The sequence below is a fragment of the Flavobacterium quisquiliarum genome, assembly GCF_019308285.1.
Lineage (GTDB): Bacteria > Bacteroidota > Bacteroidia > Flavobacteriales > Flavobacteriaceae > Flavobacterium > Flavobacterium quisquiliarum.
This window is the reverse complement of record NZ_WWEM01000031.1, coordinates 231,615-246,281: the sequence shown is the minus strand read 5'-3', so window position 1 is coordinate 246,281 and position 14,667 is coordinate 231,615. Positions and strand designations below refer to the sequence as shown.

At 32.1% G+C, this 14,667-nt stretch carries 9 protein-coding genes; 5 read left to right on the top strand and 4 right to left on the bottom strand.

The features are described from left to right. The first annotated feature begins 119 nt into the window (after positions 1-119). Both GSY47_RS13405 and GSY47_RS13400 read left to right on the top strand, forming a co-directional pair. Positions 120-2,894: a carboxypeptidase-like regulatory domain-containing protein gene (locus tag GSY47_RS13405; RefSeq protein ID WP_179007486.1), complete on the top strand. Its 2,775-nt coding sequence runs from the start codon at positions 120-122 to the stop codon at positions 2,892-2,894. Positions 2,895-2,898: 4 nt separating this feature from the next. After that, positions 2,899-7,431, top strand: a complete 4,533-nt coding sequence (locus GSY47_RS13400; RefSeq protein ID WP_179007489.1) for a TonB-dependent receptor plug domain-containing protein — start codon at positions 2,899-2,901, stop codon at positions 7,429-7,431. 68 nt (positions 7,432-7,499) lie between these two features. On the opposite strand, the gene GSY47_RS13395 is transcribed toward GSY47_RS13400, so the two are convergent. Next, positions 7,500-8,561: a DUF3810 domain-containing protein gene (locus tag GSY47_RS13395; RefSeq protein ID WP_179007492.1), complete on the bottom strand. Its 1,062-nt coding sequence runs from the start codon at positions 8,559-8,561 to the stop codon at positions 7,500-7,502. A gap of 85 nt (positions 8,562-8,646) precedes the next feature. Between GSY47_RS13395 and GSY47_RS13390 the strand changes: the two genes are divergently transcribed. The 3 genes from GSY47_RS13390 to GSY47_RS13380 all read left to right on the top strand — a co-directional run bounded on the left by GSY47_RS13390 (position 8,647) and on the right by GSY47_RS13380 (position 10,766). Then, entirely contained in the window at positions 8,647-8,859 is a 213-nt protein-coding gene (locus tag GSY47_RS13390; protein WP_179007495.1) for a hypothetical protein, read from the top strand. After that, positions 8,856-9,149: a type II toxin-antitoxin system RelE/ParE family toxin gene (locus tag GSY47_RS13385; RefSeq protein WP_179007498.1), complete on the top strand. Its 294-nt coding sequence runs from the start codon at positions 8,856-8,858 to the stop codon at positions 9,147-9,149. The genes GSY47_RS13390 and GSY47_RS13385 overlap by 4 nt, the downstream gene beginning before the upstream one ends. 153 nt (positions 9,150-9,302) lie before the next feature. Further along, the gene (locus tag GSY47_RS13380; protein ID WP_179007501.1) at positions 9,303-10,766 is read left to right on the top strand and encodes an aminoacyl-histidine dipeptidase; all 1,464 of its coding nucleotides are present in this window, start codon (positions 9,303-9,305) and stop codon (positions 10,764-10,766) included. Between the two features lie 128 nt (positions 10,767-10,894). Here GSY47_RS13380 and GSY47_RS13375 read toward each other — a convergent pair whose 3' ends face one another. The 3 genes from GSY47_RS13375 to GSY47_RS13365 all read right to left on the bottom strand — a co-directional run bounded on the left by GSY47_RS13375 (position 10,895) and on the right by GSY47_RS13365 (position 14,609). Continuing rightward, entirely contained in the window at positions 10,895-11,668 is a 774-nt protein-coding gene (locus GSY47_RS13375) for a carboxypeptidase-like regulatory domain-containing protein (protein ID WP_179007504.1), read from the bottom strand. A 250-nt stretch (positions 11,669-11,918) separates the two neighbouring features. Then, a complete protein-coding gene (locus GSY47_RS13370) occupies positions 11,919-13,826 on the bottom strand; it encodes a DEAD/DEAH box helicase (RefSeq protein ID WP_179007507.1) in 1,908 nt (635 codons plus the stop codon). Between the two features lie 204 nt (positions 13,827-14,030). Beyond that, positions 14,031-14,609 carry a non-canonical purine NTP diphosphatase gene (locus GSY47_RS13365; RefSeq protein ID WP_179007511.1) on the bottom strand — a complete coding sequence of 193 codons (579 nt, stop codon included), beginning with the start codon at positions 14,607-14,609 and terminating at the stop codon, positions 14,031-14,033. Between the last annotated feature and the right edge of the window lie 58 nt (positions 14,610-14,667).

Here is a 14,667-nt window from a genome sequence, read left to right as displayed (position 1 = left end):
CAGCTTTAAAAATAAAAAAAATATACGAAATAGAAATATTAGTATTATTCTTGTTTTTTTTTAATTGTTCCCAACCTTTTGCAAAAAATGGTTCTCTATATAAAAAACAACCAGCCCAAATGAAAAAACTATTACTCTTACTTCTTATAACCACAGCCAGTTTTTCGCAAAAAATCTATAAAGGTAATGTAAGTGATCAAGGAACACCTATTCCAGGCGTTTCTGTCTGTGTAGTAAATACTTCAAGATGTACATTTACAGATTTTAATGGTAATTATTCTATAGAAGTGAAATATGGCGATAAACTCCGTATTAGCTATCTTGGAATGAAAACACAAATTATAACAATTGGGGCTAATATGAAGTTAGAAGGTGATGGTAGTGTTGCTCCAATAGTAAGTGATGATTATTTAGAAAATTTAAAAAAGCCAAAAGATTCTATAAAAGCGACTCGATCTTCAGGCAATTATTATTTTGATATTACTGATTATTTCTATAATCTGTACAATCAGACCTTAATGAAAATCAGTCGTGATAATTCGGGTGTTTATAATGCTAAAACGTATCATCAATATTCGAAAGCTGCATTTCAGGTCAATCAGGAGTTTGTTTATTCAACGCCAATGCGTCTTCCTAAATACCAAAATCAATTTGCACAAGGCAGAAGCCTAAATGGAGATTTGACTTATCAATCACCTCAAACCAATGAAATTTTCAGCTGGGGACCAAATGTCAGCGCGTTACAATATTCTGCCAATCCTTCCGAATATTATCCGCAGGGCGATATTATCAATAGAAATTCTAGCAGTGGAAACCCATTACAGCTTTTTAATTCAAATAGCTTTCTTCAGAATACGCAGGACAATAAATTATCTTTTAGTGCACAAATTGAAAGTCCAAAGAGAAATACTTTTAAGATTGATTTTGGATATAAGACTGGAAATACTGTAATTCCGACGAGTCGTAATAATGAAATTACAACTTCTTTAAAGTATTCCAGAACGCTTTCTTACAATAGTACAATAGATGCGATTTTGTCATATAATGATTTTGAAAACAATTTCTCCAATTCAAATTTTGGAATAAATAAAGCCATTTTTGCGAATGCTGTAACTCCAATTCATTTTGATAATCATTTTGCTTCAACCTTATCAAATGGATTACAGAGAAGTTATGCTGCAAACGAGAACAATCCGTATTATTTGATAGAGAATAATTTAGATCAAAATAAAAGTAAAACAATTTCCTTCAATTTTAATCATATTTATTCCTATGATCATTATTCGAATACATTTAACACAAGCTTTCAATCGTCAGAAATTAGAAATAGAAGCGGTCAGGGATTTTATCTTGCGGCAATTAATACACCAAATTTTGACAAGAGATCTGAGGGATTTAGAAGCTTTTCTGTTTCGGATGTTCTTAGACGCAATTTTGGATATATGAAATTTATAGAATCTAAAATCGATTTTAGATTCCAGCAAAGAGATTTAGATCGTACTTTTTACTCTAGTTTTATAGTACCATCGGATATTCCTAGTAATGGATCAATTCACGATAAAATCGATGTTTTGCAAAAAAGATTTGAAATTTTGTACAACATAAATGGTGCATATTATTTTAGTAATGCTTTAGGATCGAATGAAGAGTTTATACTGAAAGCAGGTTCAAATTTAAATTATTCCTCTACTGTAAATAATAATCTTTTGTTCAACTATTCAGGTGCTGCCGAAATGAAAAGATTGTTTAATACTTCTTTGAATTTTACAGCGAGTCACACCTTTACACAGACAGAACCATCATTACAAAACAATAATCTGAATTTTAATTCTTTACAATATCAAGTAAGCCAATTTAAGCAGCTGAGAAATAATTTGGAGCTCATAACACCGAAGAATGCAATTCCAACAAAAGAGAATATTACAAATTTAACACTTTCATATAGAGCTGCTTATTACTGGAATTTTTATGTAGAATATTATTATAAAAATGTTCAAGATTTGTATGCGCCAGTTTCTAATCTTAATTCTTTTACTTGGTCTCCAGATGTAAATTACAAACAAAATGGACTTGAATTTGAAATTGAAAAACAGACAGAACGAAGCAGGGATTTTAATTATGGTTTCAATTTGAATTTTACCTATTACAAAAACAAAGTAACAAGCTTAAATAACAATCAAACCCGAATTCCATTTGCAGGTTTTGCAGATGTCAATAAAAACTATATTGTAGGACAGCCACTTGGAGTTCTTGTTGGAAGTGGGTATTTAAGAGATCAAAATCAAAATGTAATTGTTGATAATGATGGTTTTCCGATGGTAGATCCACAGCAAAAGATTTTAGGAGATCCAAATCCAGACTTCGTTGTTGGCTTTTTTAATTCGTTTCGTTACAAAGATTTTAGTCTGAATCTTTCGTTTGACTGGAGTAAAGGCGGAGAAATCTGGAACGGAACGGAACAGACTTTAAATTATTACGGAAAATCGCAATTAACAGGCAGTCAAAGAGATGTTGTAAATTATGTTTTTAATGGAGTTACACCATCTGGCGATTTAAATACCAAAACAGTTTCATTTTACGACAGCAATCTTCCGGTGGAACAAAACCGCTGGGTGCGATATGGTACTTCTGGTGTAGCCGAAGATGCTGTTCAAGATGCCAGTTATTTTAGGCTCAATTCAATCAATTTAGCCTATACAAGTGATTATGGCATTTTTAGAAATAAACTAATGTTTACCATTTCTGTTTTTATGAATAATGTTTTTGTTGTTGCCAAAAGTAAAACGGCATTTAGTAACAATGCGATGTTTGGTTCTATAGATACTAGCGGTTTAGAATATTTCAACTCGCCAATGATGAAAAGTTTCGGTTCTTCTTTAACTATAAAATTTTAAGATGATGAAAAATATACTCTCAATATTGTTTTTGCTGTTATTTACAACTCTTACAGCTCAAAACATAGAAGCCGACTGGAACTCTGTTTGTAAAAATTCTAATACAGAAAAAGTATATGTGCAGTTAAATAATGTACTCTACAATCTTGGTGAAACTGTATTTTTTAAAGCATTTGTTACCGAAAACGACAATAGACCTAGTACATTAAGTGCCTATTTATATGTTGATATTTTTCAAGGCAATAAAAAAGTAATTAGCCAGAATTATGAAATAGAAAATGGCAGTGCCGTATGTTCCTATAAAATTCCACATGATGCCGCTGCTGGTTTGTACAAAATAGTAGCGTATACTAAAATTCAAAACCAGTTAGCTGAAAATATTTTTGAGAAAACCTTTTTTGTTCAAAAAGTAGTCTCTCCAAGAATTTTGATGAATCTGGATTTTAAAAAGAAAGCTTACGGAAAAGGTGAAACTTGTGAGGCCGATTTTGTACTTAAAAATCTGGAAAATGAGCCAATTCGAAATTATGAATTTCGATACGATGTTTTTATTGCAGGAAAAAAAATCGATTCGCTTAAAGGAAAAACGGATGATTTAGGGAAAGCTGTGGTTCAATTTAAATTACCGGAAAATTTAGATTCTAATGATGGAATTCTAAATGTAATGCTTGATTATGATAATTTTAAAGAATCAGTAACACGTTCGATCCCAATTAATTTAAACTTTGTTGATTTACAATTTTTAGCAGAAAGTGGGAATTTGGTTTTAAATGAACCATCATCGTTATATTTTATTGCTAAAAATGAATTTGGACTTCCAATGGATGTTGCGGGATTTATTGAAGATGAAAGCGGAAATAAAATCACAGATTTTAAAAGTATTCATGATGGAATGGGAAATGTAATCCTAAAAACAGAAGGAACTAAAAAATATTTTGCTGTTGTAACTTCTCCTTTTAAATCGAATGAAAAAATAACGCTTCCAGCAGCGGAAGAAAATGTATTTGCAATAAATGCTAAAAAGAAAACGGAAACAGTTTCGTTGCATATTTATGCTCCATTGGAAATCGAAGGAAAAGTTTTGGTTAGAAATCTTGCTCAAATTTGTAAAACAATTAATCTGAATCTAAAAAAAGGATGGAATACTATTGAAGTCAGTACAAAAGATTTTCCTGTTGGAATTCATTCTTTTTCTTTATTGATAAAAGAGAATGTTGTCGCCGAAAGATTGGTTTTCCTAAACTATCAAGATGGGCTAAAAATAGAAATTAAAACCGATAAAGAAACGTATTTGCCTAGAGAAAAAGTAAATGTTTCAATTGTGACAAAAGACAAAAATAATGTGCCTATTCCGTCAAGTTTAGCTGTTTCTGTAGTCGATTCAAAATTACTCACTTATATTGATGATAAACAGGACAATATTTTGTCTTGGCTGTTTCTTGGATTTGAATTAAAAGGTAAAATACATGAACCAAGATTTTATTTTGATGACAATAAAGCTCAGGAAATAAAAGAAGAAGCAATTGATCTGCTGTTGAATACACACGGTTGGAGAAAATACAATCAAGAGAATCTTCAAAATTTAATTTCAGAAGTAAAAAACAGCATCCTGCCAGAACAAAACAAAGGGATAGCAGGTTTTGTTACCAATCACAAAAAAAGAGGCGTTTCGAAAAAAGTACTTCTTTTTTCAGATACTGGTAAAGTCTTCGAAACAAAAAGTAATTCCGGCGGTTATTTTGTGTTTAATAAAGTTTCTTTTTCAAGCTTTGCTTATTTGGTCGTTGAAGGAAAAAGCAATAAACAATATATGATAACAAATTCATATACAAATAGTAATGAATTTTTGGCAATGAAAGATACGCTTAGAAATAAAACGCCTCTAGAAGTAAGTTTTAGGCCGGCCGAAACAAAAGAAATCATAACAGAAAGTGGTCAAATTAGAGGAACTCCAATCGTATTGTCATCAGATTCGGCTAATTTATCAGAAGTAGTAGTTGTAGGTTATGGAAGTACTAACAAAAAAATGATTTCTGGTGCTATTGTAAAAATAAATGCTGCAGATATCACTAATTCTTTAAGCGGAAGAGCAGCGGGAATTCAAATAACAGAATCTTCTGGACAGCCGGGATCTGCGGACAAAGTTAGAATTAGGGGATTAAGTTCAGTTTATGGAAGTAGAGCAGGAGGGCAACCTTTAATTGTTGTAGATGGAATTCCATACGTTAATAATGAAAATTCCTCTGTTTTTGGCAATTTATCGGTAAATTCAATAGAATCAGTTACAATTCTGAAAGATGCTTCGGCAACAGCGATTTATGGATCTGCAGGAAATTCTGGAGTGATTTTGATAACGACGAAAAATAGAATGTTTCAAGGAAATATTCTTTTAGGAAAAAAACACAAATACTCTTTTGAGCAGATAAATAAAACTTCGGCTAAAGTGATAAGTGTAGCAGAAAGATTTTATGTGCCAAAATACCAATCTACAATCGTTGAAGAAAAAACAGATTTTAGAACTTGTATTTACTGGAATTCAATCATTCAGACAGATAAAAACGGTATGGCTAATTTTGATTTTTATACTTCTGATGATAATACTTCTTTTAAAATTCTAGCAGAAGGAACATCTTATAAAGGTGATTTAGGCAAATCGGAAGCTGTTTTTGCTGTAAAAGAGTTAATTCAAACCGATGTAAAAGTGCCACTTTATGCTTCGCAGGAAGATGTAATTTTAGTACCGCTTTGGCTGAAAAATAATTCAGACAAGAACTTAAACTTAACGTATAAAGTTAATTTTTATGAACAAAAGGATTTAGTTGAACAAACCTCTTCTGTGGAACTAAAACCAAATGAAACAAAAAGTATTACTATCAAATTAATTGCGTCTAAAATTGGAAGAAATATACCATTGGGAATCGCCTTAACCGGAGACGATTATAAAATGACTATTAGAAAAAGAATTGATGTCTATTCAAAGGGATTCCCTGTGAATATTGATATTTCTGGGGTAAAATCTCAAACAGCAGCGTTTGAAATTCAAGATGCATTTCCAGGATCAATTACCAGTGATTTTAAATTGTTTTATAATCCATTTTCCGCCATTTTCAGTTCTCTTGAAGGCATGATGCGTGAACCTCATGGCTGTTTTGAGCAAGTTTCTTCCTCAAATTATCCAAATATTATGGCGATGCAATTGCTTAAGTTTAAAAACATGTCACCAGAATTTAAAGAACGTGCCTTGAAGTATTTAGAAGTTGGTTATCAAAAACTTAAAAATTATGGGTCAAAAGGTGGTGGTTTTGAATGGTATGGAGGCAATCCAGGTAATGAAGCATTGACAGCCTATGGTTTATTGCAATTTCATGAAATGAAAGAGTTTGTTAATGTAGATCAGAAAATGATTGACAGAACTATAGAATGGTTGAATTCCAGAAAAGATGATAAAGGTGGATTCAATCAAAATCCTGGAAAATATGGATTCTCTGGAATAAAAAATACTGTTAATAATGCCTATATCGTTTATGTTTTATCTGAAATTGGAAAAATTGATATTGAAAAGCAGTATCAAACGGCTTTAGAAGAAGCTTTAAAAAGCAGAGATTTATACCGAATGGAACTAGCAGCTTTAACTGCATTTAATTTGAATAAAATTCCAGAGTACAAATCGCTTATGAGTTTGATAAAAGCCAAAATGGATAAACAAGTTTTTAATCATTTAGAAGCAGAACAAACGGTGATTAATAGTTACGGGAAATCGATGAATATAGAAATCGCTTCCTTGTATGCTATTGCTTTATTAAAAGAAAAAGAAATTACAGGTGAAGTAACAAAAACTTTAAATTTTATTCAAACTTCCAGAACATCTTACGGATTTGGTTCGACACAAGCTACTGCTTTGGCTTTAAAAGCTATTACAGAATTTAATAAGCTTTATATTAATACAGTAGCCGTTAAAGAAGCGGTAATGAGTGTTAATGATGAATTGATTGATTTGTCTGTAAAAGATAAAAGTGGAAATGCAGCTTTAAATGATTTAAAAATAAAAGAAGGACAAAATAAGTTTGATATTCAAATTCAGGAAGACAATATGTTGCCTTATACTTTGAATGTTCAATACAATACGTATACACCAATTAATTCTAAAGAATGTAAATTGTCTTTAAAAACAAACGTTTTACAAAACAAAGTAAAAATAAGCGAAACGCTTAGAGTTCAAATTGAAGTTGAAAATAAAACCGCAAAAGAAGTTTCAAATCCAATTGCAAGAATAGGAATTCCGGGCGGACTGACTCCAGAACCTTGGCAACTTAAAGAATTAGTAGAAAAAAATGCTGTGGATTATTATGAAATCTTTGGCAACGAATTGGTGTTTTATTTTAGAAAATTGAACGCTAGAGAAACCCGTAAAATTAATGTTGATTTTAAAGCTATTGTTCCAGGAGATTATAAAGGAATTGCTTCGTCAGCTTATTTATATTACGAAAAGGAACACAAAAATTGGAATAAAGGTTTAGAAATTGAGGTTTTACCTTAATTCAATAAGTTGAATATCCTAACAGGTTTTCAAAACCTGTTAGGTGTTTTTGATTTCAGATTGAAGAATTAAAGTTTTTTATCTCTATAATAATTAATCATCAAATCAATAAACTTGCTGTAACTTTCCATTCCGTCTTTCTGATTGTTTGATTTTAAGAAATTATCATAGAGAAAATGAAAACCTTTGTCAATAAAAGTGTCGTATTTTTTCCAGAAATCTTCACTTTCTTTATAGTTTTTCAAAATTCCGGGATGAACTGTTTTCTTTAATTGATTAAAAACGTTCTCATTTTTGTATTTCCAGATTCCTAAACAATAGCGTAAAACAAAACTGTATCCAGAATATTGGTAATATAAATTATCATTTTTAACTGAAGCCAAAACACCAATAAAGTTACACTCGTTTTCACTAGCGTATCCAATCTGATGTGCCATTTCATGCGAAGTGGTGACTGGAAAATTATACATTGGAAGTAAATAGTTTATCTGTGCTTCATTTGTAAACGGATTTAAATAACCTCCAAATCCCATATAAGTTAAAGGCACGCTAAATAAAGATTTTTTTACGCTTAAAGTTTCATATTTGAAATATGGATATTCGTTTGCCAAATTATCATAACCGTTCAAAATCATATCAAAAGATTCTTTTTGAGAATAAGGAAACACAATTTTTTCACTCTTATTCTTTGTAATGGCAAGTTGAATTTCATTTGTTTTTACTATTAACCTTTTGGTAAAAGCATAAAGATCAGCATCTGAATACTCTCTTTTAATTTCCATTTTTTCAAATAGAGGTTTGCGATAATAGTTGAAAGCCCAAAGAAGATGGAAGAAAAAATAAAAAACAGAAATTTTTCCTAAGATTGTTAAAAGATTGTCTTTCCAATCTGTCCTCCAATTTTTTCTGATTTTCCAAAACCATCCAATTATAGATAAAATTAAAAGTGCATAAATACAATCGCCAAGAGAGAAAGGAATTTTCCCCAAAGCTATTCTCGAAAAATGCGAAATTCTTAGAAAGAGATTGTTGCTGTAAAAGCCTTCGACATAATCTGGAAAATACCTCAGAATTCTTAAAAAGATAATTTGAACTAAAAGAAATAAGGGAAGAATATATTTTGATTTCACAGTTTTGTTTTTTTTATAAAAATATTAATTAAAAAATCGGATGATATTATTTTTTGTAAATTTGTTATTCAATAATAAGGAAAAAATGACACAAATTACTTTAAATATTCCAGATAATGAATTGTCTTTCTTTATGCAGTTAATTGAAAAATTTAATTACGAAACTGTAATTAATGAGTTTTCTGTAACTGAAGAAATGAAAAATTTATTAGATGAAAGGAGATCGACTTCAAAAGTAGGCGATTTTGTTCCTTGGGATGAAGCAAAAAAACAATTACGATTTAAATCTAAAAAATGATTTTTAATGTAGTAATCGAGCCGAGAGCAATTCTTGATATACAAGAAGCAATTGATTATTACGAATCGAAAAGAATTGGCTTAGGTGAACATTTTTACGAAATAGTTGATGAATACTTAGTTATATTATCAAAGAATCCTTTTTTTGAAATTAGATATAAGGATTACCGCGCTCTTCCTATCAGGAAATTTCCATTTATTATATTTTATTTTATTGATGAAAAAATTAAAACGGTATACATCATGTCTGTTTTTAATACTTCATTAAGTCCTTCTAAATATCCTTTATAGACTGTTTTCGATTTGTACTTAATCCTTAGTACATATTTCTAAATCCATTTAGAGCCATTATAATTTGTGCTAATTCATATAATTCGCGGCTAAAAAAGCAATTAAACTTTGTAACTTTGAAGCGCTTAATTGTTAAACATCAAACAAAATATAATGAGTCAAGAAATAAGAAATCTGGAACCAAAAGCACTTTGGAATAAATTCGCAGATTTAAATGCTGTTCCGCGTCCATCAAAGAAAGAAGAGCGCGTAATTGAGTTTATGAAAAACTTTGGAAGCAGCTTAGGTCTGGAAACTTTTGAAGATGAAATTCGAAATGTAATTATCAGAAAGCCTGCAACTCCTGGTATGGAAAATCGTAAACCTATCGTAATGCAAGGACATTTGGATATGGTACACCAAAAAAATGCAGATACAGTTTTTGACTTCGATACTCAGGGAATCGATATGTATGTAGATGGAGACTGGGTTCGTGCTCGTGGCACAACACTTGGAGCCGATAATGGGTTAGGAGTAGCGACTATTATGGCAATTTTAGAAAGCAAAGATATTCCGCATCCTGCGATTGAAGCTTTGTTTACAATCGATGAAGAAACTGGAATGACAGGAGCTTTAAATCTTAAAGGAGGCATTTTACAAGGACAGATTTTATTAAACCTAGATACGGAAGAAGATGATGAAATTGATATTGGATGTGCTGGAGGAATCGATGTAACAGCTACAAGAACGTATCATGAAGAAGAAGTTCCAGAAGCTTCTGTTGGATATACGATTACGGTAAAAGGGCTAAACGGAGGACATTCAGGAATGGATATCCATAAAGGTTTAGGAAATGCCAATAAAATTATGAATCGTTTATTGTTTGATGCATTTGAAAACTTCGGTTTACAAATTGTTGAAATCAATGGAGGAAGTCTTCGAAATGCAATTCCGAGAGAAAGTGTTGCCAAAGTAATCATTTCTCAAATGTTTGATGAAGCGTATGTTTATGACATGCAGGAAATAATTGCTGATATCAAAGCAGAATACAAAACAACTGAGCCCAATTTAACGATTGAAATTGTAAAAGGAGATTTACCTGAAAAAGTAATGGATCTTGGTGTTCAGGAAGGAATTATTAGAGCAATTTATGCTGCGCAAAACGGAGTGTATAAAATGAGCGCTGATATGGCTGATTTGGTTGAAACTTCTAATAATATTGCTCGTGTAGTTATAAAAGATGGAGAAATTTTGGTTGGATGTTTAACACGTTCTTCTGTTGAATCTTCAAAATTTGATTTGGCTAATTCTTTACGTTCTGCTTTTGAATTAGTAGGATGCGAAGTAGAACTTTCTGGTTCTTATCCAGGATGGACTCCAAATGTAAATTCTGAGATTTTGGAAGTTTTAAAAGAGATTTACGAAAAGCAAAATGGAGAACAGCCTAAAGTTGTAGCTTGTCATGCAGGTTTAGAATGTGGAATTTTAGGCACTAATTATCCAGATATGGATATGATTTCTTTTGGGCCAACAATTCACGGAGCACATTCTCCAGATGAAAGAGCAAGTATTTCTTCTGCTCAGAAATATTGGAAATTTGTTTTAGAAATTCTTGAGAATATACCAGTTAAGAATTAGTGTTCAGTGGTCAGTTTTTTTTTTAGTGATCAGTAATCTGGAAAACTTATAATAAAAAAAGGAGTGATTTATCACTCCTTTTTTTTGTATATACTGACCACTAAAATCTGACCACTGATCACTTAACTTTAGTTTCTTTTCAAAACTTTATACTGTTCATAACAAGCACTAATGGCATCCATAATCTGCAAATCATTTGCTGTTTGAATGAATGAATCAGAATAGTTGCATCGATGCATGATTTCGGGGATTTCGTCTTTGCTGATTCCTAATAATACAGCAACCGTTTCACGGTCGTATTTTGATTCTAGAAGCGTTCGAACGGTATCGTCTTTCTTCATTTCCTTCAATTTCTTGAGCTCTTTACCATTTTTACCGAAGAAATTATAAAGCATATCGGCGGGGTTAAAGATGGATCCTAAAACCTTACCAAAAGCATTTGGAGCATATTCTCCAGCTTCATAACCTTGCGTAAGACCAGAAATACTATAACGATAGTTTTCTTTAGTAGGGATTAATTTAGAGTCAATTTCAAGATATCCAGTTAAGGTAAACGGAGCAATAATAACTTCTTCTAGAGCAATTGCTTTTTCGGTAAGCTGAATTCGTGTTACTTTGTTTTTGATCCAGTCATTTGTAACTCTAATTCTAAGAGATTGGAAACCAAGAATAGAAAAATGCAGTGTATCATTGACTTGCACATCAATTTCAAAATACCCTTTTTCGTCAGATTTTGCACCACGAACTTTGTTGGTATTAATAATGTTTACACCTGCTAAGGGCTGTTTGCTGTTGTCGTTAATAATGTAACCTGAAACTCTTTGGGGAACCGTTGGCTGCGTATCTTGCGCAAAACCAATGTTAGCCATAAGAATAAAAAAGAAAACTGCGAAATATTTCATATCCTGATTTAAAGCTCTAAAAGTAGTAAATCGGGATTAAATATCTCGCAGTCTTGGAATTTAATTATAAGAAAATTAACAAAGGCTGCAGTATTGCTTTTTTGTGTTAAATAAAAAGAGATAGGGAAGATTAAGTTATATTGTTTTGGATTGAAGAGCTCATCATAGCAAAAAAAATCTATGTATAAAAAAATCCCAAATTCCAATTATATCTGGAATTTGGGATTTTGTATTTTAAGAAATTGAAATATTAATCTCTTCTCGGTCTTCTTGGTCTAGACGAATCGCCAAAGCTTTCAGAACGTCTTGGAGCTCTGTCTGAGCCTCCGTTTTCGTTTCTTGGAGCAGAACTTCTAAAACCACCTTCTCTTCTTGGAGCTGATGAATTTCTATCACTTCTGAATCCGCCTTCGCGTGAACCTCCGTCTCTTGAAGAGTTTCTATCGCTTCTAAATCCGCCTTCACGTCTTGGAGCAAAATTTCCTTCTCTTCTGCCAGAATCACGTCTTCCACCACGGTTGTTGTGGTCACGTCTTCCACCGCCATCATTTTTAGAAATCTCAACATTGATACGACGACCTTCTAATTGTACGTTGTTTAAAACGTCCATTACTTTGTCTGTATGCTGTGGATCAGTATTGAAGAAAGAGAATCCTTCTTTTACGTCAACTTTAAAGATATCATCACGACCTAAGTCTAATGTTTCTTTCAAGTAATCTTTTAATGACATCCAATCGAAATTATCTCTAGAACCGATATTCACGAAATAACGAACTGCTCCGTTATTGTTGAATTCTCTTGGCTCAGAATCACCTCTTTCGCGTCTGTCTGAAGATTGAGTAGAAATATCTCTGTTCTTTTTGTAATAAGCAATGAAACGGTTAAATTCTACTGAAACCATTTTCTTAATCAATTCTTCTTTAGATAAATCTTCAAGAACATTGTTAATTGCTGGTAAATAGTTGTCAATTTCGTGATCAACCTCAGTATCTTTAATTTTGTTCGCTAAGTGCAACAACTGAATTTCGCAGATTTCGATTCCAGAAGGAATAGTTTTTTCTTCGAATTTTTGTTTGATGATTCTCTCGATAGAAGAAATTTTACGTAACTCACTTTTTGTAACAATTACAATAGAAGTACCTAATTTTCCTGCTCTACCAGTACGACCAGAACGGTGGTTGTAAGTTTCAATCTCGTCAGGTAATTGGTAGTTCACAACGTGTGTTACGTTATCAACGTCAATACCACGTGCAGCAACGTCAGTAGCAACGAGCATCTGAATTTGTCTTCCACGGAAAGATTTCATTACACCATCACGTTGCGCTTGAGATAAATCTCCGTGTAACGCAGCGGCGCTATATCCATCTTCAATTAACTTCTCAGCAATAGCTTGAGTGTCTCTTTTTGTACGACAGAAAACTACAGAGAAAATGTCTGGATTAGCATCAGCTAAACGTTTTAACGCTTCGTAACGATCACGAGCATTTACTAAGTAAAATTCGTGAGAAACTGTAGATGAACCAGAGTTTTTAGTTCCTACAGTGATTTCTAATGGTTCGCTCATGAATTGTTTTGCAATTCTGGCAACCTCTTGCGGCATAGTTGCAGAGAACAACCATGTGCTTTTTTCATCTGGAGTATCTGATAAAATAGATACAATGTCATCATAGAATCCCATGTTTAACATTTCGTCAGCCTCATCCAAAACACAGTAGTCTATGTTTTTAATGTTAACCAAACCTCTGTTAATCATGTCTTGCATTCTTCCTGGAGTTGCCACAATAATTTGCGCTCCTCTCTTTATTTCTCTTGCTTGTTCTGTTATACTAGCTCCTCCGTAAACTGCTACCACATTAATACCTTTTTCGTATTTAGAGTAGTTTTTAAGTTCGTTAGTAATCTGTAAACATAACTCGCGTGTTGGCGATAAAACTAATGCTTGTGTATTTCTGTTGTCGGCATCAATTTTTTGAATTAGCGGAAAACCGAAAGCTGCCGTTTTCCCTGTCCCTGTTTGAGCCAACGCAACCATATCCGTGTCTTTTTCCAATAATAGGGGAATCGCCTTTTCCTGTACCTCTGACGGATTTTCAAATCCTAGATCTAAAATCGCCTTCAGTAACGATTCATTTAATCCTAATTGTTCAAATTTATTCATATGTGTTTTTAAAATAGGGTGCAAAATTACTGTTAATTATTCAGATAAACTAATGCAATTTCAAGAATTATGTATTTGTTATGATTTGATTATCAAAAAGTTACGATTTTGGTAAAATGATTTTTTATAAGAAATCAAGAATTTGTCCCAAAAACACGTCTTAAAATGTAAAAATTAAGTATTAAAATGTTGTATTTTAAACAATTATTTTGTGGTGTTCAGGAAATCAATTAGTTGCTTAACCGCTTTTCCGCGATGACCAATGGTGTTTTTTGTTTCCAAAGGCAGTTCTGCAAAGGTTTTGTCAAAATTTTCAGGTTTAAAAATTGGATCATATCCAAAACCATTTGTACCCGTTTTGCTCAATGTTATTTCGCCTTTTGCAATTCCTGTAAATAAATATTGTTTTCCGTTAAGATTTAAAGTGATAACGGTTTTAAATTGGGCGTTGCGATTTTCTTTGTCTTTTAATCCGTCCAAAAGTTTATTCATATTATCGTCAGCATTTTTCTGTTCGCCGGCATAACGTGCAGAATAAACTCCAGGTTCGCCATTTAAAGCATTAACTTCTAAACCTGTGTCATCTGCAAAACAATCATAACCATATTTCTGGGTTACATAATCTGCTTTTAAAATCGCATTTCCTTCAATGGTATCTGCAGTTTCTGGAATATCTTCCAAACAATTAATATCTTCTAAACTTAATATTTTAATGCTTTCAGGAAGCATACTTTGAATTTCGGCAATTTTATTTTTGTTGTTTGAAGCGAAAACGAGTTTCATAGCATTAAGTGTTTAAATGATTTTCAACACAAATTTAGAATTCTTATATTTGATATGT

What these genes read in the sequence shown, in the direction of transcription:
- GSY47_RS13375 (WP_179007504.1), bottom strand. Translation starts at nt 11,668, where the DNA reads ATGAAATATTTCGCAGTTTTCTTTTTTATTCTTATGGCTAACATTGGT.
- GSY47_RS13365 (WP_179007511.1), bottom strand. Translation starts at nt 14,609, where the DNA reads ATGAAACTCGTTTTCGCTTCAAACAACAAAAATAAAATTGCCGAAATT.
- GSY47_RS13370 (WP_179007507.1), bottom strand. Translation starts at nt 13,826, where the DNA reads ATGAATAAATTTGAACAATTAGGATTAAATGAATCGTTACTGAAGGCG.
- GSY47_RS13390 (WP_179007495.1), top strand. Translation starts at nt 8,647, where the DNA reads ATGACACAAATTACTTTAAATATTCCAGATAATGAATTGTCTTTCTTT.
- GSY47_RS13400 (WP_179007489.1), top strand. Translation starts at nt 2,899, where the DNA reads ATGAAAAATATACTCTCAATATTGTTTTTGCTGTTATTTACAACTCTT.
- GSY47_RS13380 (WP_179007501.1), top strand. Translation starts at nt 9,303, where the DNA reads ATGAGTCAAGAAATAAGAAATCTGGAACCAAAAGCACTTTGGAATAAA.
- GSY47_RS13405 (WP_179007486.1), top strand. Translation starts at nt 120, where the DNA reads ATGAAAAAACTATTACTCTTACTTCTTATAACCACAGCCAGTTTTTCG.
- GSY47_RS13385 (WP_179007498.1), top strand. Translation starts at nt 8,856, where the DNA reads ATGATTTTTAATGTAGTAATCGAGCCGAGAGCAATTCTTGATATACAA.